This is a genomic window from Streptomyces sporangiiformans (genome assembly GCF_005768555.2).
Taxonomy (GTDB): domain Bacteria; phylum Actinomycetota; class Actinomycetes; order Streptomycetales; family Streptomycetaceae; genus Streptomyces; species Streptomyces sporangiiformans.
The window spans coordinates 16,922-42,211 of record NZ_VCHX02000104.1 but is presented as its reverse complement, the minus strand read 5'-3'; the positions used below and the strand labels follow the sequence as shown (position 1 = coordinate 42,211).

General features: G+C 69.4%; 23 protein-coding genes and 1 pseudogene. 12 read left to right on the top strand and 12 right to left on the bottom strand.

Annotated features, from left to right (window positions below):
• Positions 1-104: 104 nt before the first annotated feature.
• Together FGD71_RS12500 and pip are read left to right on the top strand one after the other, a co-directional pair.
• Positions 105-833, top strand: a complete 729-nt coding sequence (locus tag FGD71_RS12500) for a uracil-DNA glycosylase (RefSeq protein ID WP_119100478.1) — start codon at positions 105-107, stop codon at positions 831-833.
• Between the two features lie 9 nt (positions 834-842).
• A complete protein-coding gene (pip, locus tag FGD71_RS12495; protein ID WP_119100477.1) occupies positions 843-1,808 on the top strand; it encodes a prolyl aminopeptidase in 966 nt (321 codons plus the stop codon).
• 23 nt (positions 1,809-1,831) lie between these two features.
• Here the strand turns inward: pip and FGD71_RS12490 are convergent, their stop codons facing one another.
• Positions 1,832-2,533 carry a GntR family transcriptional regulator gene (locus FGD71_RS12490; protein ID WP_119100476.1) on the bottom strand — a complete coding sequence of 234 codons (702 nt, stop codon included), beginning with the start codon at positions 2,531-2,533 and terminating at the stop codon, positions 1,832-1,834.
• Between the two features lie 279 nt (positions 2,534-2,812).
• On the opposite strand from FGD71_RS12490, the gene FGD71_RS12485 reads away from it, so the two are divergent.
• A complete protein-coding gene (locus FGD71_RS12485) occupies positions 2,813-4,330 on the top strand; it encodes an NCS1 family nucleobase:cation symporter-1 (protein ID WP_119100475.1) in 1,518 nt (505 codons plus the stop codon).
• Positions 4,331-4,332: 2 nt separating this feature from the next.
• A complete protein-coding gene (locus FGD71_RS12480; protein ID WP_119100474.1) occupies positions 4,333-5,097 on the top strand; it encodes an aspartate/glutamate racemase family protein in 765 nt (254 codons plus the stop codon).
• Between the two features lie 7 nt (positions 5,098-5,104).
• Here the strand turns inward: FGD71_RS12480 and FGD71_RS12475 are convergent, their stop codons facing one another.
• The 7 genes and pseudogenes from FGD71_RS12475 to FGD71_RS12445 form a co-directional block, all read right to left on the bottom strand.
• Positions 5,105-5,722: a gamma carbonic anhydrase family protein gene (locus tag FGD71_RS12475; protein ID WP_119100473.1), complete on the bottom strand. Its 618-nt coding sequence runs from the start codon at positions 5,720-5,722 to the stop codon at positions 5,105-5,107.
• Between the two features lie 9 nt (positions 5,723-5,731).
• The gene (locus FGD71_RS12470; RefSeq protein WP_119100472.1) at positions 5,732-6,148 is read right to left on the bottom strand and encodes a RidA family protein; all 417 of its coding nucleotides are present in this window, start codon (positions 6,146-6,148) and stop codon (positions 5,732-5,734) included.
• Between the two features lie 186 nt (positions 6,149-6,334).
• Positions 6,335-7,192: a proteasome subunit beta gene (prcB, locus tag FGD71_RS12465; RefSeq protein ID WP_119100471.1), complete on the bottom strand. Its 858-nt coding sequence runs from the start codon at positions 7,190-7,192 to the stop codon at positions 6,335-6,337.
• A gap of 125 nt (positions 7,193-7,317) precedes the next feature.
• Positions 7,318-7,749 carry a pyrophosphohydrolase domain-containing protein gene (locus FGD71_RS12460; RefSeq protein WP_119100470.1) on the bottom strand — a complete coding sequence of 144 codons (432 nt, stop codon included), beginning with the start codon at positions 7,747-7,749 and terminating at the stop codon, positions 7,318-7,320.
• Positions 7,750-7,758: 9 nt separating this feature from the next.
• Positions 7,759-8,180: pseudogene (locus FGD71_RS48760) on the bottom strand (ATP-binding protein).
• Between the two features lie 161 nt (positions 8,181-8,341).
• Positions 8,342-8,836, bottom strand: coding sequence for a GyrI-like domain-containing protein (locus FGD71_RS12450; RefSeq protein WP_119100469.1), 495 nt, complete (start codon positions 8,834-8,836; stop codon positions 8,342-8,344).
• Positions 8,837-9,000: 164 nt separating this feature from the next.
• Complete coding sequence (locus FGD71_RS12445) at positions 9,001-9,588, bottom strand: TetR/AcrR family transcriptional regulator (RefSeq protein WP_119100468.1); 588 nt, start codon at positions 9,586-9,588, stop codon at positions 9,001-9,003.
• 95 nt (positions 9,589-9,683) lie between these two features.
• On the opposite strand from FGD71_RS12445, the gene FGD71_RS12440 reads away from it, so the two are divergent.
• Positions 9,684-10,727 (top strand): NAD(P)-dependent alcohol dehydrogenase, encoded by a 1,044-nt coding sequence (locus FGD71_RS12440; protein WP_119100467.1) that lies wholly within the window; start codon positions 9,684-9,686, stop codon positions 10,725-10,727.
• A gap of 164 nt (positions 10,728-10,891) precedes the next feature.
• Here FGD71_RS12440 and FGD71_RS12435 read toward each other — a convergent pair whose 3' ends face one another.
• Positions 10,892-12,547 carry a glycine/sarcosine N-methyltransferase gene (locus tag FGD71_RS12435; RefSeq protein WP_119100466.1) on the bottom strand — a complete coding sequence of 552 codons (1,656 nt, stop codon included), beginning with the start codon at positions 12,545-12,547 and terminating at the stop codon, positions 10,892-10,894.
• A gap of 868 nt (positions 12,548-13,415) precedes the next feature.
• Here FGD71_RS12435 and FGD71_RS12420 point away from each other — a divergent pair.
• Together FGD71_RS12420 and FGD71_RS12415 are read left to right on the top strand one after the other, a co-directional pair.
• A complete protein-coding gene (locus FGD71_RS12420) occupies positions 13,416-14,033 on the top strand; it encodes a hypothetical protein (protein WP_119100465.1) in 618 nt (205 codons plus the stop codon).
• Positions 14,034-14,979: 946 nt separating this feature from the next.
• Positions 14,980-16,929, top strand: a complete 1,950-nt coding sequence (locus FGD71_RS12415) for an FUSC family protein (RefSeq protein WP_119100462.1) — start codon at positions 14,980-14,982, stop codon at positions 16,927-16,929.
• On the opposite strand, the gene FGD71_RS12410 is transcribed toward FGD71_RS12415, so the two are convergent.
• Positions 16,919-17,410, bottom strand: coding sequence for a winged helix-turn-helix transcriptional regulator (locus tag FGD71_RS12410; RefSeq protein ID WP_119100493.1), 492 nt, complete (start codon positions 17,408-17,410; stop codon positions 16,919-16,921). The two genes, FGD71_RS12415 and FGD71_RS12410, sit on opposite strands and share 11 nt — an antisense overlap.
• Before the next feature lie 109 nt (positions 17,411-17,519).
• Between FGD71_RS12410 and FGD71_RS12405 the strand changes: the two genes are divergently transcribed.
• The gene (locus FGD71_RS12405) at positions 17,520-17,951 is read left to right on the top strand and encodes a nuclear transport factor 2 family protein (protein ID WP_119100461.1); all 432 of its coding nucleotides are present in this window, start codon (positions 17,520-17,522) and stop codon (positions 17,949-17,951) included.
• A gap of 38 nt (positions 17,952-17,989) precedes the next feature.
• Here the strand turns inward: FGD71_RS12405 and FGD71_RS12400 are convergent, their stop codons facing one another.
• Complete coding sequence (locus FGD71_RS12400; protein WP_119100460.1) at positions 17,990-18,946, bottom strand: endonuclease/exonuclease/phosphatase family protein; 957 nt, start codon at positions 18,944-18,946, stop codon at positions 17,990-17,992.
• Positions 18,947-19,095: 149 nt separating this feature from the next.
• Between FGD71_RS12400 and FGD71_RS12395 the strand changes: the two genes are divergently transcribed.
• The 3 genes from FGD71_RS12395 (at position 19,096) to FGD71_RS12385 (ending at position 22,097) form a co-directional block, all read left to right on the top strand.
• Positions 19,096-20,502: an amidohydrolase gene (locus tag FGD71_RS12395; protein WP_119100459.1), complete on the top strand. Its 1,407-nt coding sequence runs from the start codon at positions 19,096-19,098 to the stop codon at positions 20,500-20,502.
• An 82-nt stretch (positions 20,503-20,584) separates the two neighbouring features.
• Entirely contained in the window at positions 20,585-21,775 is a 1,191-nt protein-coding gene (locus FGD71_RS12390) for a cytochrome P450 family protein (protein ID WP_119100492.1), read from the top strand.
• Between the two features lie 148 nt (positions 21,776-21,923).
• Positions 21,924-22,097 carry a hypothetical protein gene (locus tag FGD71_RS12385; RefSeq protein WP_119100458.1) on the top strand — a complete coding sequence of 58 codons (174 nt, stop codon included), beginning with the start codon at positions 21,924-21,926 and terminating at the stop codon, positions 22,095-22,097.
• Here the strand turns inward: FGD71_RS12385 and FGD71_RS12380 are convergent.
• Entirely contained in the window at positions 22,087-24,060 is a 1,974-nt protein-coding gene (locus tag FGD71_RS12380) for an ABC transporter ATP-binding protein (protein WP_119100457.1), read from the bottom strand. The two genes, FGD71_RS12385 and FGD71_RS12380, sit on opposite strands and share 11 nt — an antisense overlap.
• A 502-nt stretch (positions 24,061-24,562) precedes the next feature.
• Between FGD71_RS12380 and FGD71_RS12375 the strand changes: the two genes are divergently transcribed.
• Entirely contained in the window at positions 24,563-25,273 is a 711-nt protein-coding gene (locus FGD71_RS12375) for a hypothetical protein (protein WP_240436548.1), read from the top strand.
• The last annotated feature ends 17 nt before the right edge of the window (positions 25,274-25,290 follow it).

Sequence of the window (25,290 nt, the reverse complement as noted above, 5' to 3'; positions counted from 1 at the left end):
AGCACCCGTCACCGGACTACTCACTTTTTCGCCGGTCACACCGTTCTGTGGCTCAAAGCGTTCCGTACGGTCATTCCGTGCGGTCATTCCTTACGGTGGAGGGTATGGACCGGAGCCTGGCCGAGCTGGATGCGCGTGTCGCCCGGTGCCGGGCCTGCCCGCGGCTGGTCGGCTGGCGCGAGGAGGTGGCCCGGACCAAGCGGGCCGCCTTCGCCGACTGGACGTACTGGGGCCGCCCGGTGCCTGGCTTCGGGCCGCCGGACGCGTCGCTGCTCGTCGTCGGGCTCGCTCCCGCGGCGCACGGCGGAAACCGGACCGGGCGGATGTTCACGGGCGATCGGTCCGGGGATGTGCTGTACGCGGCGCTGCACGACGTGGGGCTGGCGTCGCGCCCGACGTCCGTGAGCGCGGACGACGGGCTGACGCTGTACGGCGTGCGCGTCACCGCGCCCGTGCACTGCGCGCCGCCCGCCAACAAGCCCACCCCGAAGGAGCGCGACACCTGCCGCCCCTGGCTGGTGACCGAGCTACGGCTGCTCAAGCCCACCCTCCGGGCGGTCGTCGTGCTCGGGGCCTTCGGGTGGCAGGCCGCGCTGCCCGCGTTCGCCGAGGCGGGCTGGACCGTGCCCCGGCCCCGGCCGGCCTTCTCCCACGGCGCGCGGGTGGGGCTGGAGAGCCCGGGGGAGGGGGACAGGCCCGTGGAGCTCTTCGGATGCTTCCACGTCAGCCAGCGCAACACCTTCACCGGGCGACTCACGCCCGAGATGCTGCGGACCGTGCTGCGTACGGCCGCCGAGGCGGCAGGGCTTCCGACCAGCCCGTACGCGGGCTAGGGTCGCCCGATGCCCCTGTACCCGGAGATCGAACCGTACGACCACGGCATGCTCGACGTCGGTGACGGCAACCACGTGTACTGGGAGGTGTGCGGCAATCCGCGCGGCAAGCCCGCGGTGATGCTGCACGGCGGGCCCGGCTCGGGCTGCAACCCCGGCTTCCGGCGCTACTTCGACCCGGCCGCGTACCGCATCGTCCTGCTCGACCAGCGCGGCTGCGGCCGCTCGACGCCGCACGCGAGCGCGTACGAGACGGACATGAGCGTCAACACGACCGCACATCTGATCGCGGACCTGGAGCTGCTGCGGGACCATCTCGGTATCGGCCGATGGCTGGTGTGGGGTGTGTCGTGGGGTTCCGTGCTCGGGCTGCGGTACGCGCAGACGCATCCGGAAGCCGTGTCCGAGCTGGTGCTCACCGGTGTGGCCACCGCCGCCTCCCGCGAAGTGACCTTGCTGACCCGGGGGCTGGGGAAGATCTTCCCCGAGGCCTTCGAGCGGTTCCTCGAGCTGGTCCCCGAGGACGAGCGCGACGGCAACCTCGCGGCGGCGTACAACCGGCTGATCGAGTCGCCCGATCCCGGCCTGCGGGCGAGGGCGGCCCGCGCCTGGACCGACTGGGAGACGGCCTTCGCTCCCGCGCCGCCCCGTTCCGTCCCACGCTACGAGGACCCCGTGTTCCGCCTGTCCTTCGCGCGCACCGTCACCCACTACTTCGGCAACGACCACTTCCTCGGCGAAGGCAATGACCAGGGCGTCGTTCTGCGTGACGCGCCCCTCCTGAAGGGCATCCCCGGCACGCTCGTCCAGGGCAGCCTCGACTTCGGCAACCTCCTCGGCACCGTCTGGCGCCTTCATCAGGCCTGGCCCGGGAGTGAGCTGGTCATGATCGACGACGTGGGGCACAACGCCGGGGCGACGGGCGTCGTGGACGCACTGGTCGCGGCGACGGACAAGTACGCGGCGCCCCGCTAGCGCCCAGCCCCGCCCTGCCCTGCCTACTCATGTCCCTCGAGGCCGGTGTCGGATCCGGTGCCGGATCCAGTGCCGGCTTCGGTGTCGCCGAAGAGCTGGCGCACCGTCGCCCGGTAGTTGGCCTGGACGTGCGTGAGGGCGTGGGCGCGGGCGCGTTCGGGGTCGCCGGAGGCGATGGCGGCGTACAGATCGCGGTGCTCGACGAGGAGCCGGGGCCATTCCTCGTTCTGGTGGGTGAGCCAGCGCATCCGGCCGCCGACCGGTTCCATGACCGAGACGAGCAGCGTGTTGTCGGCCATCGCCAGGATGCGTTCGTGGACGCGCGTGTTGATCTCGGTGATCGTCTCCGCTTCCTGGGCGCGGGTCGCGATCGCCGCGCGGTCGAGCAGCTCCTCCAGTTCGGCGAGGTCGGCCCGTGTGGCACGCTGCGCGGCGAGACCGGCGGCGTACACCTCCAGGGCCTCGCGGAGCTCGAAGAGTTCCTTGACGTCAGTGGGGGTCAGTCGGCGTACGACCGTGCGGCGCGGTGTCGCGAAGACGACGAAGCCCTCGGCGACCAGGGCCCGGATCGCCTCGCGGACCGGGACCCGGGAAACCGCGAAGCGGTCGGCCAGCTCGCGCTCGACGAGCCGGTCGCCGGGCCGAAGCCGACCGGTGATGATCTCCTGACGCAGCGTGGCCAGCACCCGCTCACGCACGGCCCCCAGCGGTTCCACCGTTGTCATGAGTCCATCCTCGCTGAGCCAGTGGCTGTTTTACCCAGTCGTAACGGTACGGGCATTGCCGGATGTCGTTGGCGGGAGCACTATGGCGCAAGTTTGGTATACCAAAGNACCCAGTCGTAACGGTACGGGCATTGCCGGATGTCGTTGGCGGGAGCACTATGGCGCAAGTTTGGTATACCAAAGGCTTCCCCAAGCCTGCCTCTCTCCACGTCCCCAAGCCCCCACGTCCCCCACGTCCCCCACTCCCCGTCCTCCGCCCCCTCGCTCCATGGAGGTCTCGTGTCCCTCGCCGACCCGACAGCAGCCCCCGGCAAAACCGAGTTCGTCCCCGACCCCCGGCTCACCAACGAAGACCTCGCACCCGCCGGCAAGCGCAACTGGAAGGTCTTCGACCTCTTCGCCATGTGGATGTCCGACGTCCACAACCTCGGCAACTACACCTTCGCGGCGGGACTGCTGGTCCTCGGCATGAACGTATGGCAGGTCTTCACATCCCTGCTCGTCGGCTTCGTCCTGATCTACATAGGCATGAACTGGATGGGGAAGATCGGCCAGCGCCACGGCGTGCCCTTCCCCGTCGTCAGCCGCATCAGCTTCGGCGTCTGGGGTGCCAACATCCCCGCGCTGATCAGGGCCGTCATCGCCATCATGTGGTACGGCATCCAGACCTACCTGGCATCCGTCGCCGTCAACGTCATGCTGCTCGCGGCGTGGCCCGGCCTGGAGTCCTGGACCCACAACTCCTTCCTCGGCCTCCACGGGCTGGGCTGGATGTCGTTCATCGCGCTGTGGCTGGTCCAGGCGATGATCATCAGCCAGGGCATGGAATCCGTCAGGAAGTTCCAGGACTTCTGCGGCCCGGCCATCTGGATCGTCATGATCGCGCTCGCCATCTGGATCCTCGCCAAGGCCGACTGGACAATCTCGCTCACCTCGACCCCGAACCCGGTATCCGCGGGTGAGCAGTGGCGGCAGTGGTTCGGCGCGATCGGGCTGGTCCTCGCGACGTACGGCACGCTGATGCTCAACTTCTGCGACTTCTCGCGCTTCGCGCCCAGCTACAAGACCGTCAAGCGCGGCAACTTCTGGGGCCTGCCCATCAACTCGACCGCCTTCGTGGTCGTGTCGGTCATCGTCACGGCGGGCTCCATCGAGGTGTTCGGCAAGGCCATCACCGACCCGGCCCACCTCGTCGCCGAGATCGGCAACACCTGGGTGCTGGTGCTCGGCGCGCTGACCTTCGCGATCGCCACCATGGGCGTCAACATCGTCGCCAACTTCGTCTCACCGGCGTACGACCTGGCGAACGTCTGGCCGCAGAAGATCACCTTCAAGGTCGGTGGCATGATCAGCACGGTGGCCGCGCTGGTCGTGACCCCGTGGAACCTCTTCTCCAACCCCACGGTCGTCAACTACTTCCTCGGCGGCCTCGGCGCCTTCCTGGGACCGCTGTTCGGTGTGATCATGCTCGACTACTTCTGGGTCAAGCGCGGTCGTATCGACGTCAACCAGCTCTTCAACGCCGAGCCGGGATCGCCGTACTACTACCGCAAGGGCGTCAACCCCAAGGCCCTGTGGGCGTTCCTGCCCTCGGCGGCGGTCTCCGCGGTCCTCGCGCTGGACAAGGACTTCAACGCGGTGGCCCCGTACTCGTGGTTCATCGGAACGGCGATGGCCGCGGGACTGTACATGGTGTTGTGCCGCTCCGAACGCGCCGCCGCCGAACCGGAGCCGCCGGCCTCCGGTTCCGCCTCGGCCTCTGCCTCCGCTTCCGGCGAGAAACTGGCGGAGGGCTGAACGTGCGGATCGTCGTCACCAACTGCAACACGACGCAGGAGATGACCGAGGAGATCGTGCGAGGTGCCCGGGCCGCCGCAGGCCCGGGCACCACCGTGACCGGACTGACCCCGGCGTGGGGACCCGAGTCCGTAGAGGGCTGGCTCGACAGTTACCTCTCCGCGGCGGCCGTCATCGACACGCTGCGCACATACGACGGCGCGTACGACGCCGTCGTCATGGCGGGCTTCGGCGAGCACGGGCGCGAGGGCGTACGGGAACTCGTGGACGTACCCGTCGTCGACATCACCGAGGCCGCCGCCCACCTCGCGTGCCTGCTCGGGCGTCGCTACGGCGTCGTCACCACGCTGGAGCGCTCGCGCGGCCAGATCGAGGACAGTCTGCACGCGGCGGGAGTCGCCCAGAACTGCGCCGTCGTCGTGGGTACGGGGCTCGGCGTACTCGACCTGGGCGACACACAACGCACGGAGGAGGCCTTCGTGGCCGCCGCCGTACAGGCCCGTGACGCCGGCGCGGAGGTGCTCGTGCTCGGCTGCGCCGGGATGACGGGGCTCCAGCGGCTGGTGGGGGACAAGCTGGGGCTGCCGGTCGTCGACGGGGTCGCCGCGGCCGTGAAACTCGCCGAGTCACTGGTCAACCTGGGGCTGACGACGAGCCGGGCGGGCAGCTACGCGAAACCGCTGCCCAAGAGGCGGACTTGGCGGCCCGGGGCAAAGCCAGGACCGGGGGCAGGACCAGGGCCAGGATCACCGGGGCCAGGCGTGTGAAGACCTTCTACGGGGCGGTCGGCGGCGGCTCATCCAACGGCTGATCGCCGAGGTGGGCGCCGAAGTAGTCCGCCTGGCGGGCCATGATCTCCCGCATCGGAGTGCCGCGCGGGACACCGTAGACGGTTCCCGGAAAGTCCAACTCCCTTTGCACCTCCCAGAGTTCGTCATGCCGGTCGGGTGGGAAGAGCTGTGCTTCCGGGGCCCCTGCGGCGACCCATCCGATGGGTACGACGGTGCCGGGCGGGAGTACGGAATTGACGTGGAGCACGCAGTTGATCCGCAGCTCCGAACCGGCGCCCGCGACGGCTCCGGGGAACGCCGAGGCGCCGGTGGCCACGAACACCTCGTCCTCGATACGGGCGCCGTTGATGTGGGCGCGCGGGCCGATGAGCACGGCATCGCCGATGATCGCGGGGTGCCGTGCCCGGCCCCGTACGAGCGCGTTCTCCATGACGACGACGTTCGCACCGATGCGTACCTCGCCGTCCTCGGCGGTGAGTACGGCACCGTGCAGCACGCGGGCGCCTTCGCCCAGGGTGACGGCCCCACAGAGGACGGCGCTCGGCGCGACGTAGGCGGAGGCGGGGACGACGGGGCGCCGCCCGCGGTGTTCCATCAGCATGGGGTGACCCTAGGCCTGAGTGCCCGGTTCGGGCACGACGGCCGTGGCGGTGATCTCCACGAGCTGACCCGTGTAGCCGAGGCAGGCGACGCCGAGGAGTGTCGACGAGTGCGGGCCGGTGCTGAGACCGGAGGCCTCCACGACGTCCCAGACCTGAGAGAGCACGGCGGGCTCGCTCGTCACGACGTACACGTCGGTGTACGCGACGTGCCCCAAGTCGCTCCCGATGGCGCGTAGTTGCTCGCAGAGGTTGGCGATGACCTGCTCGGCCTGCCGTACGGGGTCGCCCGCGCCGACGATCTTTCCGTCGGCGTCGAGCGGGACGGACCCGGCGAGGAACGCGAGGCGGGTGCCTGCCTCGACCACGGAGGCGTGGGAGTAGGTCGGGGGCGGAAAGAGGGTGGGGACGGTGACGCGGTGGAGCATGGGGCCTCCCGGATCGGCGCGGCGGAGTCTCGGCAAACGGCGGCTTGCAGAGGAACAACCTGCCGATCGTGCGGGTGGCGGGGGTCGTCGCGCATCCGAATATCCGGGCGGCGACGGTCGGCCAAGGGGCTGCGAAGAGGTCAGCCAAAAGGACCGCGCCGGTCGGTCAAGGACTGCGCCGACCGGTCAAAGGGCCGCGGCGGCCGGTCCGTCCGGCCGGCTCCGGCGCTGCTCGACCATCTCGCGGCTCAGCTCCGCCGTCTCCGACCCGGGCAGCCGTTCGAAGCCTTCCTCGGTGATGACCGACACGATGGGGTAGATCCGGCGGCTGATGTCCGGACCGCCGGTCGCGGAGTCGTCGTCGGCCGCGTCGTAGAGAGCCTGGAGCGCGGCCAGGGCCGCCTCGCGTCGGGACATGCCCTCCCGGAACAGCTTCTTCAGCGCGCCCCGGGCGTAGGGGGAGCCGGAGCCCTCGGCGTGGAAGTGCGGCTTCTCGTAAGGGCCTCCGGTGACGTCGAAACTGAAGATTCGTCCGTTCTCACCGTCGGGGGCCTTGTCGTCGTAGCCGACGAGCAGGGGCACCACGGCGAGGCCCTGCATGGCCTGGCCGAGGTTCTGCCGGATCATGCCGGCCAGCCGGGTCGCCTTCGCGTTGAGGGTCATCGGGGTGCCCTCGATCTTCTCGAAGTGCGTCAGCTCGACCTGATAGAGCTTCACCATGTCCACCGCGAGCCCTACGGTGCCCGCGAAGGCCACCGCGGTGTAGTCGTCCGCGGGATGCACCTTCTCCAGGTCGCGCTGCGCGATGAGGTTCCCCATCGTGGCCCTGCGGTCACCGGCGATCATGACGCCGTCGCGGTAGGTGAGAGCGAGCACCGTGGTGCCGTGCGGAAACTGGTCGGGTGCGGCCCGCACGCCCTCGGGGAGGAGCCGCCGCGTACTCAGCATGTCCGGCCGGTGAGCGGTCAGAAACTCCGTGAAGGACGAACTGCCGGGGGTGAAGAATTCCTCCCCTAACCGGCCGCCGATCTCATTGCGTGCCACGTTGCTCCCCCCTCAGTTGTATGCGCATGCATGCGCGCAACCGACTTCTACCATGAGCGGACAGAGGGGAAACGCGGCGACCTCGCCGACCACGACGGGCTTGTCACTGCGCGGGGCCGCCCCGATCAGCTGTCGGTGTGCTCGCGCACCGAAAGCGGCTCCCTCTCCTCCCAGCCCTGCCGACGCAGGACCTCCGACACATCCGGTGCCCGGTAGTGATCCCCCTTGAGGACCTTCCCGTCGGCCCGTCGGCTGACCCGCCCGTCGGGACCCAGCTTCGTCATATTGGCGCGATGGATCTCGGCGATCACCGCGTCGAGGTCGATGCCGTGGACGAGCGCGGTGCCGTACGCGACGTAGACGACATCCGCCAACTCGTGCGCGAGCCTGTCGAGTGGGCCGGTGACGGACACTTCCGCCACTTCGGCGGCCTCCTCGGCCAGCAACTCCCCGCGGTGGGCGGCGAGTTCCTGCGAGACCTCGGTGGGCGTCGTACGAGCGTCGAGTCCGAAGGCAAGGTGGAATTCACGGACGAGGCGGGCGGGAGAGGAGTGCATCCGGTGACTCTAACGGCGCTGCTCGACACCGTTGACGGCCTCTGCGATCTGCAGGGCGGCCTGGGCGGGCGTGAGGTGCGTGGTGTCGACGACCTCGGCCTCGCCGTGCAGCCACGTACGGGGGCCGCCTCGGCGTAGGGCTCGAGGTATTTGAGGCGGAACGGGGAGGGTCCAAGAACGGTGTCCCCCTCGATGCGCCCGCGGAGGGTGTCCTGGTCAGCGTGGAGGACGAAGTGCCGTACCGGAATGGCATGTTGGGCGAGGCCCGTGCTGATCTCGCGCCAGTACTGCTCGACCAGGACAGCCATGGGCATCACCAGAGTGCCGCCGGTGTAGTCGAGTACGCGGCGGGCGGTCTCGACTACGAGCGGCCGCCACGGCGGCCAGTGCTGGAAGTTGTCCGTCCCGGGCAGCCCCGGCTTGATGTCCATGAGTGTCTCGCCGACCTTCTCAGCGTCGAACACCCGTGAATCCGGGATCAGTTGCTGCACGTACGATCATGGGGCCCCACGCTAGCGCTGTGCGGGCCACGGCCACGGGCACGGGCACGGCAGAAAACCGGTACGGCGTCGGCGCTTCCCAGGGTGGTGTGTCAGTCCGCCACTGGCCAGGTGAGTTCGGTACGCAGGTCACGTGGGTCCATGTCCGGGGAGGGCCGCGTGACGTAGGTTTCCCACCGGTCCTCTCCGGCGGGCAGCCCCCGCGTCTGCATCCAGGAGCGCAGCCGTTCCCAGGAAGACCCGAGACCGTCGAAGGACCCGAAGTGCGTCAGCCGCGCGGCCCGGCCTCCGGGCAGGGAACCGAGAACGACCCCGGCCTCCGGCCGCACCGCCCGGTCCGTGACGAACCCGACCTCCAGATCCAGGGTCTCTCCCGGCGACCCGTGGTAGAGGCCGAAGGCGGGGCTCAGCATGGTGATTCGCTGCGCCTCGATGGCCCGGGCCAGGGCACCGAAGGAAGCATCGAAGAAGTCCCGCAGGCCGGCCATCGGGACGACACCACGGACAACCGCTGTCGTCGCCGGGTCCAGATGCACAAGTTCCGGCTCCGAGGCACTGGCCTCGCCATCAGATCCGCGACTGCTCATGCCGCGCTCCCATCCAAGTCGCAGGGCTGCTCACGATGTGTAGACCTGACGTGCGCCGAGAACTCATCGTCCTTGTTCGACGACCTCCCCCAGACCCGGACCCAGACCCAGACCCAGACCCGGAGCCGACCACCGCAAGGCACGCGGATGACTGGACGGGGCGATCAGTCGGCCGTCATGGCGCGGTGAACACTCTCGCGGAGCAGGGCGCGACGCCGCTCGTGCAGTTCGGGGGGCTCCTGTGCGGTCGCCGCGTAGACATTGCTGACCGGTGACCAGGCCATGGACATGGCGATAACCACGGCCATGACGTCGAACGGGTCTCCCTGGCGTACCAGGCCGGCAGCTTGGGCCTCGGCGATGGCGCGCAGTTTGTGGTCGTCGAGGCGGTCGGGGGCATCGACCAGGTGGCCGGCCGGGCGCCGCTCCAGGCGTGCCCAGGTGGCCAGTCGGATGAGGTCGGGGCGGCGGAGATACTCGTCGTAGAGGCGTACCGCCCAGTCCGCGAGGTCGGCGGCGTCGATCGGGACGACATTCACGATCCGCTCCAGCGAGCCGAAGAAGATGGCGTCGAAGAGCCCTTCCTTGCTGCCGAAGTAGGCGTAGAGCTGCGCCTTGTTGGTGCGTGCGCCGGCCACGATCCGTTCGACGCGCGCTCCGGCGATCCCATGCTCGGCGAACTCCTGGGTCGCCACATCGAGGATGCGTTGGTACGTCGCAGCTCCGCGCGAGGTCAGGGGCTGGTCTGCCATGTCCCCACGCTACCAAACAGAACAGTTGGTTTGCCTGGGGTGTCAGATGACCCTACTCTGAAATAGACCAACCAGTCTGTCTATGGGGAGACGTCATGAGGAACACCGTTGGCTGGCAGGTGGAACGTTCGTCGACGACGCTACGGCGGACGCCACTCGAACGGCGCGACCTGCGCCCCGACGACCTCGCGGTCCGGGTGGACTACTGCGGTGTCTGCCACACCGATCTGCACGCCGTCAGCGCCCGGGACGGCGAAGGAAGCCGGCCCCTGGTGCCGGGGCACGAGTTCACGGGCGTGGTGACGGAGACCGGACCCGCCGTCACTCACTTCACCGTCGGCGACCAGGTCGCGGTGGGCAACATCGTCGATTCGTGTGGCGAGTGCGCCATGTGCCGGGCCGGCCAGGAGAACTTCTGCCATGCCTTCCCGACCCTGACCTACGACGGCGTCGACCGACACGACGGATCGACCACTCTGGGGGGCTACTCCCGCGAGTACGTCGTCCGCGACCGGTTCGCCTACCCTCTTCCCGCCGGTCTGGATCCGGCCGCCGCTGCTCCTCTGCTGTGTGCCGGGATCACTGTCTGGGAACCGCTGCACGCCCTCGGTGTGGGGCCGGGAACCCGCGTCGCCGTGGCAGGACTGGGCGGCCTGGGCCACCTCGCGGTCAAGATCGCCGTGGCGCTCGGCGCCGACACCTCGGTTGTCAGCCGCTCACCGGACAAGGCCAACGACGTTCGTCGTCTCGGCGCCCACGGTCTCATCGTCTCCACGGACCCGGAACAGATGGCCGACGCCCGCGACCGGTTCGACGTCGTCATCGACACCATCTCCGCTCCGCACGACCTCGGCCCTTATCTGCGCCTGGTCGCCATGGACGGCACGCTCAGCCACCTCGGCCACCTCGGATCCATCACCGTGGAGACCACCGACCTGCTCGTGGGGCGCAAGAGACTCAGTTCCGCGGGCAGCGGCGGCAGGCTCGCGACCGCCACCATGCTGGACTTCTGCGCCAGGCACGGCATCACCGCCGACATCGAGCTGTTCCCGTCGGCGCGTGTGAACGAGGCCCTCGACCGTCTCCGGCGCAACGATGTCCGCTACCGCTTCGTACTCGACATGTCCGACCTGGGCTGAACGGCGAGGGCCAGAAGCCGCAGTACGTGACGATCGGAGAGGCGGCACGCGGGTCGTAACGCCTCGCCGGCGGGGTACGTCCTCGGCGGAGCTCGTCGAGTGTGGCGCCAACCGTTCCCCGCCCGCGTCAGGGACACCTTCTTCATCCCGGCGATCTTCGGCGGCTAGCCGTTGTCGCGGCGCCTGAAATGGAAGATTCCCCAGGTGATGTCCTCGTTGCGGCCGCCGTCGATCCAGTGGCCGAGGCCCTTTTTCATCTGGGCGAGGTACTCGTGGCTGACCTTCCTGGCCAGCCCTTCGGCCTCCTGGTGTCGGGTCTCCTCAAGGACGCGCGTGTAGTGGGTCACCAGCTGCTCGCGGTGCTCCTCGAAGCCGCCTTCGACGGCGGTGAAGCCGAGCCGGGTCAGCTCGCGTGCGTAGAAGGCGGGTGAGCCCATGTCGTCCAGGTGAATGCGGTCGAGAATCGGCTGCAGAACACCTATGGGGCAGCCGTCCGCCGCCATCGGGTCGGTGAAGATGAGACGGCCGCCCGGCCGCAGCACCCGGGCGATCTCCGCCAGCACCTGGACGCGGTTTCCGCTGTGCAGGAAAGCGTCCTGGGACCAGACGACATCGACCGAGGCGTCCGGGTACGGGATGTCCTCGAACGACCCGTCCATGACGTCGATCCGGCCGGTGAGACCGCGGGCCGAGTTGAACTCCTTGTGCCGCCGGTTCTCCACCTCGCTGAGGTTGAGGGCGAGGACCCGGCAGCCGTACGTCTCGGCCAGATACCGTGCCGAACCGCCGTAGCCCGAGCCGAGGTCGAGCACCACGGACTCCGGTGTCAGCTCCAGCTTCGAGGCCATCCGCTGGACGGTACGGCGGCTGGCGTCCGCGATGGGCTCCCCGGGGCGCTCGTAGAGGCCGATATGGATATCCTCGCCGCCCCACACCGTGGCATAGAAGGTGTCGGCGTCAGACGAGTTGTAGTAACTGCGGGCGGTGCTGACCGCACCGGTGTATCGCCCCTCCTTCTCGTCATCCATCCGGTATTCCTTCTCCGCCACATGCACGAAGAAGTCCGGCTGCTCACCCCGGTAGGTGTGCTGGAAGTCGCCGTAGGTCTGGATGCGCTGGAAGCCTACGTCGGACATGAGCCGACGGGCGTATTCCTTCCGCAGAGGGAACATATTGAGGTGATACACGGAGTCGTCCGGGAAGCTGTATCGCATGCGGCACAAACCCTCGTCGACATACTCCGGCTCCACGGTGACGTCGTCACCACAGTAGTAATACGTGTGCTTGCTGGTGTACCCATCGTCCAGAATCGCATCGTAATTGCGCTGGTCCAGAACGAGGATTCCGTCGTGCTTGAGCATTGCGTAGAACTCGGCCAGTGCCTTGCGCCGGTCGCGCTCCGAGAAGAGATGCGTGAAGGAGTTGCCGAGGCAGACGATGGCGTCGTACTCACCGTGGACGTCCCTGTTGAGCCAGCGCCAGTCCGCCTGGACGACGCGCAGGATATGGCCCCCCTGCCTGGTGCCGTTCTCGAAGGCCATCGCCAGCATTTCCGCGCTGCCGTCCGCACTTACTGTTTCGAATCCGGCCGACAGCAGCCGCACGGAGTGAAAGCCGGTCCCCGTGGCGACGTCGAGCACGCTCTTCACGCCCCACTTACGCAGCAGGTCGATGAAGAAATTACCTTCGCTCTCTGCTCTCTTCTCCCAATCTATGAGTGAGTCCCATTTCTCGACGAAGCTGGGGACGTACTCCTCGGTGTAGTGCCCGGTTTCTCGTACCTCGACGGGGTTGTCGCCGAACTCTTGGGCCGGTTGCACGGTGGAGGAACCCTTCGGTTGTGGGAATCACGCCCGGGCGCAGCAGCCTCGCACGGCTCAGGCCCCCGGCCTCAGGAGCCGTGCGGTCTGAGCGCATCGCTATCCAGGGTCGGCGAGTTCCATGCGTCCAAAGTTCGTATACAGATGCGGAGTTGGCGCGAATCGCCGCCTTGGCCAGCGTCTTTCCGTCCTGAAATTCTTTGGGTTGCAGGAGTCCTGGATTTGTCCCATATCGGATGCCAAATGCCCAACTGGCCGTCGGCGATATCCAGCCGGTCAGCCGAAGAGTCGGCGCCCCCAGGCGGCCGCCTCTGCCGGGTCCGTGACCGGACCCCCTCCGGGGCCGGTGGCCCCCGTATGGCCACGACCGGCAGCCTCAACTCGCGCGCCACTGTGAGCTGCGTGGCGGTGGCGGCGACGCTGCTGTGAAGGGGCTGAATGCAACAGAGCGCCTCGCGGCGCAATTTCGCCCTGCCGCGTGGGCCTCGCGGACGTGGAGTCATTCAGCCCAGGAACATGCTCCGAATTCCTCCCGGCTCAACCGGGAATACATCAAGTCGGACGCTTCCCTGGCGCACTCGGCCCCTACGGTCTTTCCGGGAGCGGTCGGGTGAGGGGCGACACCCCAGTCCTCGGCGAGGGCGTCGACGAGGAGGGGGTCACGGCCTGACTCGCCGTCGGGGGACGCCGGTGCTGCAGGGACCCCGGCGGCCGCTTGTTGCTCGGCCTCTCTCAACCCTCCGACGTTCAGGGGGCTGTTCTGCGTTTCCGGCAATGTCACCCATGAGTCACAGAACCACCCGACCTCCTTCACAACTCCCCCACATCAGCTAGATTCCTGCCCCTCGTACAACGCCAGGGGGGCGCCATGAATCAGCCGCAGTACCCGCAGCAACAACCCGGCTGGGGAGCACCTCAGCAACCAGGCTGGGGAGCCCCGCAGGGACAGCAGCAGTACCCCGGCTGGGGAGCGCCCCCGCCACCTCCTCCGAAGAAGAGCAACGCCGGGAAGATCATTGCGGGCGTCCTCGGTGCGGTCGCCGTGATCATCGTGTTCGGCGTAGCGGCCAACAGCGGCTCCTCCCCGGACGACGACAAGGGCGAGACCGTCACCGCCAACGACAACTCGCAAGTCAACGAGCAGGAAGCGCCGGCCGAGGCAGCACCTGCCGAGGAAGAGCCGAAGAAGGCCGACGAGCCGCAGAAGAGCCAGGCTCAGCAGTTCAAGGACTGCGTCGCCAAGGAGGGCACCGCCTCGGAGAAGAAGGCCGTCGGCCACGTCACCAAGGTGACCGGCGCGGACGAGCAGAACAACATCCTTGACGCGCCTGAGGTGTTCACCGACTTCACCGGCGGGCTCATGGGCCCGCACACGGGCGACGGCAAGCTGATCGCTTCCGCGTTCGCGTCCTGCTACGAATCGGACAACGGCCTCGTAACCGTCTACGACAAGGACGGCGAGATCCTCTCCAACGGAAACTACTGACGCACACACGCTGACCGGCCCGGATCGCGCCCGTGCGCGGCCGGGCCTACGCACGCCCGGTGGCACCACGATGACCGAGGGCGCAACCCGCGCCCGCGTCGCCCGGCTCGCCGGACCGGCCGCGCGGTAGCGGACCCGATGATGACCGGGGCCGAGGCCCGGCCCCCCACCAGCGGCAGCATCGAGGTGCAGTGCTCACCTCATAGGAAGCTGCGGCCCGCCAGGCATGCCAGGGGCGGGCGGAGGCCAGAATGGATCATCGTGCTGGTAACGCTGGTGCCAGAAGGGATCGGAAGGGCCGGACGGCGTCGTCGTCGACCCTTTCGATTCGGGCAGGTCAATGATCCCCACTGCGACTAATGCGAACAGGACGATCAGCCCGAGCGTAAACAGGGTGACGATCGCAGCGCCGAGTAACTCCAGCGACCTTCGGATCATCAGACCTCACCCCCGTGCGTCCCCCCGAGAGAGTCGGCATCGTCACAGACCTCGTCCCCGCTGGGAAGTCCCCCGAACCCGCACAGAAAGCCGACATATGCCGGTTTCCCCAGCCTTCGACGAGCTGCGGCACGGCGTCTGTTGTGGTCCGCGCGCCGCCCGTCACGGCGACCCGCCCGGCTCCTCCGCCTCCGCGTTGCCGCTCCAGACGATCCGGTCGGCGAAGCCACCACGCTGGGCGGCCTTCCGTTCCCGTATCTGCTCCAACTGCCCTGGCCGGCTACGCCCCCAGCCCGCTCCCGATTGCGTACATTCACCCCCGCTCAACAGCCCCCACACCCCGATTGCGTTCATAAAGAACGCGGGTCTCCCGAGGATCGTCACATCGTGGAAACATCCGCGTTCCAGTTCCTCCAGGACCGCGATCTACCGTGGAGACCACACCCACCCACCGCCCGGCCGACGTCGCCCGAAGGCACACCCCCGCCCTCGTCCTGACAGGAGCCCCGTGTCCCGCCTCGCCCTTGCTCTGCCGCCATGGCTTGCTCATGCCCTCCGTGCGCAGAGGGGGCCTGTGCCGTGGAGTGCGGTCGTGCGTGGTGCGCTTGCCGCTGGGCCGTTGTTGCTCGCGGCTGTTCTGGTCGACCGGGTTTCCGTCGGGGTCGTGGCCGCGCTCGGGGCCATGCTGGCCGGGATCAATGACCGGCCCGGGAGCCGGAGGGTTTCGGTCAAGCGGCTCGGTGTGCCCGCGCTGGCCGGGGCCGCGGGGTTGTTCCTCGGGACGTACCTCGGGGCGCACGCCGGAGCGGTGGTGCTGACCCTGGGGCTGACCGGGCTCGGACTCGTCGCCGGGGCTGTCAGCGCTGTGGGGACCGTGGCGTCGGGTGCCGGGACGCAGTTGCTGGTGGCTGCCGCCATTGGGGCCGGGATGCCGTTGCCCGAGGCGGGGTGGCAGCGGGCGCTGTTCTTCGCCGGGGGTGCGGGCTGGCTGATTGTGTTGCGGCTTGCGCTGCCCACGCCCTCGGCCCTGGTCAGTGATTTTCGGTTCGACGGGGAGCGGGACGCCGTTGCCGCCGTGTACGACGCCATCGCGGCGCTGCTCTCCGCCGTGGGCGACGAGGCGGCCACGGCGCGGCGTGCCGCGCTGACCGCCGCGCTCGATCACGCTCAGGACGCGCTCGCGGGGCCCCGGCTGCGGCGGTACGCCAGTTCCTCGGCCGAGCGGCGGTTGCGGGCGCAGTACGCCGCCGCCCTGCCCCTCGCCGAGGCGGCGACCGCGCTCGCGTGGGCGGAGGACGCGTTGCCCGAGCGGGCGGCGGAGGGCCCGCGGCGGCTCGCCGTCGCCGTACGGACGGGGGAGCCCTGCGGGCCGTTGCCCGCGCCCTCGCGGTCCGTTCCGGGGTTGCGCGCCCTCGATGACGCCCTGCTGCATGCCGCCGAGGCCTTCGACCGGGGCGGTGGGAAGAACTCCGGGACCAACTCCCCGAAGAGCTCTCCGGGGGCACGGAGTTCGCACGGCGACGCTTCCGAGACCAGCCCTCTCGATCTCGGTACCCAGCGGACCGCGCGCTACGGTCCGCGCCTGCGTCCCCTCCGGGCCAAGGTCCCGCTCCTGATCCGTACCATCACCGGCGCCGGTGGCCGTGAGTACGGGTTTCGGGTGGCCCTGTGCTTCGGCGCGAGTGCCGCTGTCGCGCAGGCGCTGCACCACGTGCACTGGTACTGGCTCCCGGCCACCACCGTCTTCCTCGTCAAGCCCGACCTCGGGCCGCTCGTCTCGCGCGTACTGAACCGGGCGGCGGGCACCCTCTTCGGTGCCGTCGTCTTCGCCGGATTCGCCGCCGTGCTGCCCCGACCGGAAGGCCTCGTGGCGCTCGTCGCCCTCAGTGGCGCGCTGATTCCTGTCGCCACGCGGCACTTCGCCGCCCAGACCGCCGTCGTCACCGTCCTGGTGCTCTCACTCGTCATGGTGGGCGGGGATCCGCAGGCCTCCTGGAGCCGGATCGGCGAGACGCTGCTGGCCTGCGCGATCGTGCTGCTCGTCGGGCATCTGCCGGTGCCGGGGCAGCGCGGCGGGAACGTACGGGCCCGGCTGGGGCGTGCGACCGAGGCGGCACACGCCTACCTGGCGCACGTGCTGAGCGGGGCCGACGACCGTGCCGCGCGCTGGGCACTGCGCCGCGAGGCCTATCGGACGCTGGCCGAGGCCCGTGCCGCGATCGACCGCGCCTCCGCCGAACTTCCCGCCCTGGCACGGCACACGGAAGGCACCGACGAGGTCGCCGCCACGCTCGAACGTCTCGTGGACACCACCACCGCCTGCGCCGTCCACCTCGACGACACGGGGCGGCTCACCCCACGGCACACCGGGCGTCTCGCCACGCTCCTCGACGAACTCGTGGAGCAGCGCGAGCGGGCCGGGCTCGCGGAGCCCCCGGCCAACCTGCTCAGCGCCTGAGCACCGTGTGCACCAACGCCGTCCCGGGCGCCGTCCGCCCGCCCGGGCCCGCCGTGTGCGTCACATCCTCGGGCGTCAGCTCACCCCCACAGTGCCCGCACGTGACCCGCGGATCGGCCGGCCGGCCGCACGCGCTGTGCACCGGGACCAACGGCGGCCCCGCCACCACCCGATGCCGGTCGCCCCAGGTGAGAAGGGTCAGTACGACCCCGTACAACTCCCGGCCCGCCGACGTGAGTACGTACTCGTAGCGCGCCGGCCGCTGCTGATAGGCGACCCGCTCCACGACCTCCTCGGCGACCAGGTGATCGAGCCGGTCCGCCAGGATGTTGGTCGCGATCCCCAGGTCGGCGCGCAGATCCTCGTAGCGGTTCAGGCCGAGGAAGAGGTCGCGGAGGATCAGCACCGTCCACTGGTCGGCCACGACTGCCGAGGCCCGCGCCACCGAGCAGTGCATTCCTGCGAAACGTTCGCTTCTCACACCCACCACCGTACTTCCTTGTGGTTTGCAAGGGACTTGCCTAGCCTCGACGGAGACAGTCGCTTGCAATCAGCAAGTCAGTTGGCGAGTCAGATCAGGGAGGGCTCGGATGTACCACGCCGTCGTCCGTAGCAAGGTCCGCAAGATGTGGCGCACCGTCGGCAGCGGTGACGGCGCCTACCGTCAAGCCGTCGAACTCGCCTCCCCGGACGTGCACTTCCGCTTCGTCGGCGACACACCCATGGGCGCCGACCTGCACGGCCGCGAGGCCTTCGCCGACTGGTTCGAGCGCTTCGAGCGGGTCTTCCCGGGATTGCGGCTCACGCTCACGGACGTCGTCGTCAAGGGCTGGCCCTGGAACACCACCGTCGTGACGCGGCTGCGCGTCCGCGGAACGCTCGCGGACGGCAGCGCGTACGAGAACGAGGCCATTCAGTGGGTACGGATCCGCTGGGGGCGCATGGTCGAGGACACGGTCCTGGAGGACACCCTGCGCCTCAACGAGGCCTATCGGCGGCAGGAGTTGGCGAACGCCACCTGAGGAAGACGCTCCCGAGGAACACGAAGGACCACGAGCGGTCAGGGCTGTATCCGCACCCACACCGGCGCGTGGTCCGACGCCGGCTTGCCCCTTCGTTTGCCGGGCTCGGGGCCCACGGACGGCAGCTCGGGCGCCTTCGTGCCCGGCAGCCCCGTACCGGCGGCCGTGATGCGGTGCACCAGACGGTGGCTGGTCAGTATGTGGTCGATGAGTTCGGGACGCCCCTCGTGGATCCGTGAGAAGCGCTGCTCGGCGGGTATGAGCGGCGCTACGTTCCACAGGCGGAACCGGTCGCCCTTGTCCTTGATCTTGAATCCCGGCCTGTCGATCTCGGAACCGGGCGGGCCGAGCAGGATCTGTGTGGTCGCGGCGCCCACCTCGTCGTTGAGGTCGCCGAGCACCGCCACGTCGCGATCGCGTCCGTCGCCGTCCAGAAGCCGGTCGGCGAGCTCGCGCAGCGCCGTCGCCTCGGCGGCCCGCCGGTAGAGGGCGTACGCGCCGTAGCGGGCCCGTTCGCCCTCGTCACGCGGGTTGAAGCGGCCACCCGGGTACGTCAGCAGCTTCGACTTCAGATGGCAGACCGCCACCTTCAGCGTCATCGCCCGCGTGGCGATCTCCACGGCCAGGAAGCCACGGCCCGCCCGGGACACGGGCTCGCCTTCGTCGTCGCCCTGGACGGGCCGGAGCAGCGCGGGGAACGCGGTCGTGTCGGCGAGCACCCGCGGGACGACGTCGCGGCTGAGGAAGCCGACCCTGATGCCGCGGCCGTCCGGGTGCTCCGAGAGCGCGACATGCCAGTCGCCGTCCAGCTTTTTGGCCAGGTCCTCCAGCGCCTCCGGGTCGCCGACCTCCTGCACGCCGAGCAGCGTCGGGTCGAGTGCGGTGATGGTGGAGGCCAGGGAGGTGAGTTTTGCCTCGTACTCGGCCTCGGTCTTCGGGCCGAACTCCCCATCGGGCCGGTACAGGTTCTCCAGGTTCCATGTGCCGAGAAGCATGCCGGGCTCCCTTCCGGAAGCGCTGCCGAAGCGCCGCCTGTCGAAATGGTGTGGCCAGCGTGCGCGCGAAACCGTTACGGCGACAGGGCGGGGAACAGGATGCGCGGTTAACGTCACCCGGCGGCACGACCCCGTCGTACCGTGGCGTGATGACCTCGTCCGACATCTCGCCCGAAGCGAAGACTGCCGCCGATCTCATCATCACCGGATGCACCGCCCTCGTGCACGACGATCATGAACAGATCGACTTCGTCGAGGACGCCACCATCGTCGTACGGGACGGGATCATCGAGGCCGTCACGACCGACCCCAAGGACCTCTCCGGCCTCCCTGACGTGACCGGCCTCCCCACCGCCGGGGGACTGACACACATCGACGCGCGCGGCCAGGTCGCGATGCCCGGACTCGTCAACTGCCATACGCACACGCCGATGGTCGCGCTGCGCGGCATCGCCGAGGACCTCCCGATCGAGGAGTGGTTCAACGACGTCATCTGGCCCATCGAGTCCAACCTCACGGACAAGGACGTGGAGTTGGGAGCGCGGCTCGCCTGCGCCGAGATGATCCGGGGCGGGGTCACCTGCTTCGCGGATCACTACTTCTCGATGGACACGGTCGCAGCCGTCACCGCGGAGAGCGGGATGCGTGCCAACCTCGGGCAGGCCTACTTCTCCTCCCAAGGGGCCGAAGGGCGCGAGCGGTCACTGGAGTTCGCGTTGCGCCACCGGGGCGGAGCCGCGGGCCGCATCAGTACCTCGCTCGCTCCGCACGCCCCTTATACCGTCGACGACGCCGACCTCGCCGCCACCGCTCGACTCGCCCGTGAACACGGTCTGTTGGTGCACATCCACGCTGCTGAGAACCGCGACCAGACCGACACGAGCCTGGCCCGGCACGGCCGTACGCCGATCGAGATCCTTCAGGGCGCGGGGCTGCTCGACGTCGACCTGCTCATCGCCCACGGCACGGGCATCGTGGAACGCGACCTGCCCGTTCTCGCCGGTGCGACGGGACGCGTCGCCGTGGCCAGCGCGCCCCGCGGCTACCTCAAGTTCGCCTGGCCCACCACGACTCCGGTACGTGCCCTTCGCGAACTCGGGATCCCCGTCGGGCTCGGCACGGACGGGGCCGCCTCGAACAGTTCCCTGGACGTGTGGGACGCCATGGCCCTCACCGCGCTGGTGCAGAAGTCGACCGAGGGCGACCCGCGCTGGCTCACGTCCCGTCAAGCCCTGCACCACGCCACGCTCCAGAGCGCGCGGGCCGTCGGACTCGGCCAGGAGATCGGCAGCCTGGCTCCGGGACGCAGGGCCGACATCATCCTCGTCGACCTGACCGGCCCGCACACCCAGCCCGTGCACGACCTCGCGGCCACACTCGTGCACAGCGCCCGCTCCAGCGACGTACGCACGACGATCGTCGACGGGCGGGTGCTCATGCGTGAGCGCGAGCTGCTGACGCTCGATGTCCCGGGAATCGTGGGGGAGTTGGGGGAGCGGATGCCCTCCCTGCTCGACCGGAGCCACGGCAGGAAGATCCAGGAGTACGACATCTAGGGTGGAGCGCATGCCGAACATGCCGAACATGGCGCACACGCCGAACGTGGGGCACACGCCGAACATGGCGCACGCGCCGAACATGGCGCACGCGCCGAACCAGGACCCGGCCGCAGACATCCTCGCCGACCCGTACGCCGTCTACGAGCGTCTGCGCGGGACCGCCCCCGTTCACCGCATCGCCGGCACGGACGGCAGGCCCGCCTGGCTCGTCACGCGCTACGAGGACGTACGCGAGGCCCTGGGGAACCCGCTCCTGTCGCTGGACAAGAGCCATGCCCTGCCGGGTAATTACAAGGGTTTGGCGCTGCCTCCGGCCCTGGACGCCAACCTCCTCAACATGGACCCGCCCGACCACACCCGCATCCGCCGCCTGGTCGTGCGGGCCTTCACGCCGCGCCGCGTCGAGCAACTGCGTGTCCCCATCAGGCAGACCGCCGACCGGCTCCTCGACGCGCTCGGGCCGCACGGCAGCACGGATCTGATCACCGCGTACGCCGCGCCCCTGCCGATCACCGTCATCTGCGACCTGCTCGGGGTACCGGACGAGCACCGCAGGGACTTCCGGTCCTGGACCGACGTGCTCGTCACCCCGGACCCGGAGAAACCGCAGGCCGTCAAGGAAGCGGCCGTGGCGATGCTCGGCTTCCTCACCCAGCTCCTCGCCGACAAGAGGAAAGAGCCCGCCGACGATCTGCTCTCCGACCTGATCGCGGTCCGCGAGGAGGGCGACCGGCTCACCGAGGACGAGCTGATGTCGCTCGCCTTCCTGATCCTCTTCGCGGGATACGAGAACACGGTGCAGCTCATCGGCAACGCTGTCCTGGCGCTGCTCCAGCACCCCGAACAGCTAGCGGCCCTCCGCGCCGACCCGGCCCGACTGCCCGCCGCCGTCGAGGAGATCGCCCGCTACGAAGGACCCGCCCTACTCGCCATCCGGCGCTTTCCGTTGGAGGACGTGACGATCGGCGACGTCACTGTCCCCGCGGGCGAGACCGTCCTGCTGTCCCTGTCCGCCGCCAACCGCGACCCGCACCGCTTCCCCGACGCCGACCGGTTCGACCTCGGCCGCGACGCCTCCGGGCATCTCGCGCTCGGCCACGGCATCCACTACTGCCTGGGCGCACCGCTGGCCCGCCTGGAGACGGAGATCGCCCTGTCGGCACTCCTGGAGCGCTTCCCGGATCTCGCGCTCGCAACCGGACCCGACGACCTGCGGTGGCGCCCCTCCCTCCGGGCGCGCGGCCTGCTCGCGCTCCCCGTGACCTACTGACGAAGCTGAGAGTTCACTCACACGGGCACGTAACAGAGTGTCAGCTACGTCTCAGTACGGTTACTTTGCGAGACGTTCACGCGCTGATTGGCGTTTAACTCTATGAGAACAGCGCTGGAACGAGAACAGCGCTACATGGAGGTGCAGGGTGAACGGGCGAACGGTGCTGGAGCGGTTTCCCGCCGGTGGGCCTCGTGGCTCGTGGCCGGCGGAGGAGTTTGCGCAGGCGCGCCGCCTGGAGGGGCAGATGGCGGAGGTCGTGATGGATCTGACGTCGGACGCGTTCCTGGTGGTCGTACGGGACCTGGACCTCACGGAGTGAGCCGCGAGCGGGGGCGCGGCCCGGGTACCTTCACCGCGAACTGGTCGGCCTGCAGGGAGTACAGCTCCGCGTAGACCCCACCCGTGGCGAGGAGTTCGTCCGGGGTGCCGGACTCCACGAGACGCCCCTGGTCGAGGACGTACACCAGGTCGGCGTGGCGTACCGAGGCGAGGCGGTGCGTGATGAGGATGACCGTCTGACCTGTTCCCGCCAGGGCCCGGATCTTCTCGAACACCTCCAGTTCGGCGCGGGCGTCGAGGGCCGCCGTCGGCTCGTCGACGACCAGGATCGCGCCCCGCCGGTACGCGGCCCGCGCGATACCGAGCCGCTGCCACTGACCGCCCGACAGCTCGTGCCCGCCGCTGAACATGCGGGCCAGCAGCGTGTCGAACCCGTGCGGCAGATCGGCCACGACCTCCTCCGCGCCGGCCTCGGTGACGGACGAGGACAACCGCTCCTCGGTGAGTGGGGCAGAGGTCCGGCCGATCGCGACGTTCACGCGTGCGGTGAACGGCCAGCGTTTGAAGTCCTGCGCCACCATCGCGATGCGCTCGGCGAGTTGGTGCCGGTCGGCGGTCGCCGCGTCGACGTCGTCCCACATGATCCGGCCGCTCTGCGGCGCGTACAGACCCGACAGAAGTTTGACCAGGGTGGTCTTGCCGGAGCCGTTCTCGCCGACCAGCGCCACGATCTTGCCGAGCGGCACGGTCAGCGTCACCTCGGAGAGGGCGGGGCGCGAGGCGCTGCCCGGGTAGGTGAACGTGACGTTCTCGAAGCGGACCTCGCGTGGGTTCTCGGGCAGCGGCTCGCCGCCGGCCGGGATCGCGCGGCGCGCCGCCTCGGCATACAGGCGTTGCAGGTCTCCGACGAACAGGGCTTCCTCGTGCAGCCTGTTGACCTCCAGGACGAGCGTGTCCAGGTTCGCGGAGCCCGTACGGATGGCGATCACGGCCGTGCCCGCCACGGACAGCGACATCGCGCCGACGAGCAGCAGACCGCCGAGCGTCGTGTACGTCGCCACGGTCGCGAGGCCCGTCCACGCGGCCGCGATCAGGCCGGTACGGGCCGCGAGCCGGGCCAGCCGGGCCTGCTCGTCCTCCGCGGACTCCGACATCGCGCGGTAGTGGCGCAGCAGGAAAGGGCCGACCCCGTGGACGCGGATCTCCGGGGCGGCGGCCGGTTCGGTCAGCAGCCCGCTGATCAGGTGGCCGGCCCGGGCGTGCTGCACCCAGGTGTGGAACGATTCGTAGCGGCGCCGGGCGATCGTCAGCGCGCTCCACGCGCTCGGCAGGGTCATCGTCACCAGCAGCGGCAGCAGCGCCGGGTGCAGCACCGTCAGGACGCCGGCCGCCGCGACGAGCGAGATCATCGCGTTCACGACGCGCGTGGCGATCGCGATCATGCGCCGGGCCGACGAGGCGCCGTACTGCGCGGTGTCCAGCAGCTTGTGGAAGGCGTCGTCCTCGATCGCGGACAGCTCGACCGCCGCGGCCCGTTCCAGATACAGCTCCGTCGCGACGCGCTCCACCTTCGGTTCGAGGCGGCCGGTGGCGTACGTCGACGCGGCCCGCAGCAGCGCGGCGAGCAGCATCACGACGGCGACCGTGACGAGCGCGGGCACCGCGCCACGCAGCCGGTCGTCCACGGGCCCGTCCGCCATCAGCCGGGCCAGCACGACGTTGACGGCGAGCAGACTCACCGCCTGGATCACGCCCCGGCCCACCTCCGCGCCCACGACGGTCCGGGCGGCCCGCCGGTCCGCCTGCCAGGCCAGGCGGAAGCTGGCCGCGAGGAGCGAGGGCAGCTGCGTCACCATGGCGCGGAAGCCCAGTTCCAAGAACGCGTCGGAGTGTTGCGACCAGCCGGTGTCGTAGCGCAACGGGCCGCCGAACAGCAGCCGCTCCGACTCGGACGGCTCGGGCCTGCCCGAGCCGCGTTTCCGCTTCGTCGATCCTGAACTCAACGGCTCTCCCCCGCTCGTGGGCGAAACGGCCACTATCGCGGTGCCGGAGGCCGCCGGGGAAGGCGCGCGTCCCGTGCGCCCCGGCGTGACCGGAGCACACCCGGCGCGAGGATCCGCGCCGGTATGACACGGCGCGAGGATCCACGCCGTGTCATACCGCCGCGCGCTCTGCCATGCCGAGGAACGCGACCATCCACCTACGCGGCCAACGGGATTTCTTCACGACCAGCACACTTCGGACACCATGCGATGTCACAGGCGTCTCATAGACTTCCGGGGCGCGTCAGCAAGAGCCATCATCGGGGGAGTTGGACAGATGAACGCCTGGAATCCGCCGGGGTCGGGGCAGCCACAAGGGCCGTATCCACCGCAGGGTCAGTATCCGCCCCAGGGGCCTTACCCGCCGCAGGGCCCGATTCCGCCTCAGGGGCCTTACCCGCCGCAGGGTCCGTACCCGCCCGCGCCCGCTCGCGTGGGTCTCGGGCGCAGACTGTGGAGCACGGTGGGGCCCATCGCCGTCGGTCGGCGGGTGTTCAGGCCGTCGCGACCGGACCGCGTCGAGGACGAGACCGTCGGCAGAATCCAGAAGATCCGTACGGCCGTGGGGCTGGCCGCGGTCGTCTCGGTGATGTTCGCCTACAGGCTCGTCGACTCGGCCCAGGGCGTGGCGAGCGACCGCGGCGAGCAGGCCTGGCTCAGCATCTGCGTGCTTGCCGCCACCTTCCCGGTCGTGGTCGGTGGCTTCATCGCTCTGGCCCGCCCGCCCGTCAGGCGGGTGCTGCTGCGCCGGACGGCCAAACCGGTCGGCTCCCTCGTGGCGCTCTTCGCTGCGATGGCGACGTTCCCGTTCGCCGTGTTGACGGTCAGCCAGTGGACTTTGACGCCCGCGGGTAAGGCGATGGTGATATTCGGCCATGTGCTCATATTCCTGTGGGTGCTGCCGTTCGTGGCCTACGGCACCGCCATGTCGCTCGTGCACGTCTTCCGCACGGCCGACATCCACGAGGTGGTGCCACCCCTGCTGGCCACCGTACTGGTGTGGGAGATGGCCGTCCTCGACGTTGTCAACGGAGCCTACGAAGGTGCGCCGTTCATCGTGCGCGTGGTGTTCGTCCTGGGAACGCCCGTCTCCGTGACCGCTGTGGCGCTCTGGGAACTCCGCAGACTGCGAACCCTTCACGCCCTCACGATCCGCGGGGCGCTGATGCGGTGACCGAGGCCCACAGGCCG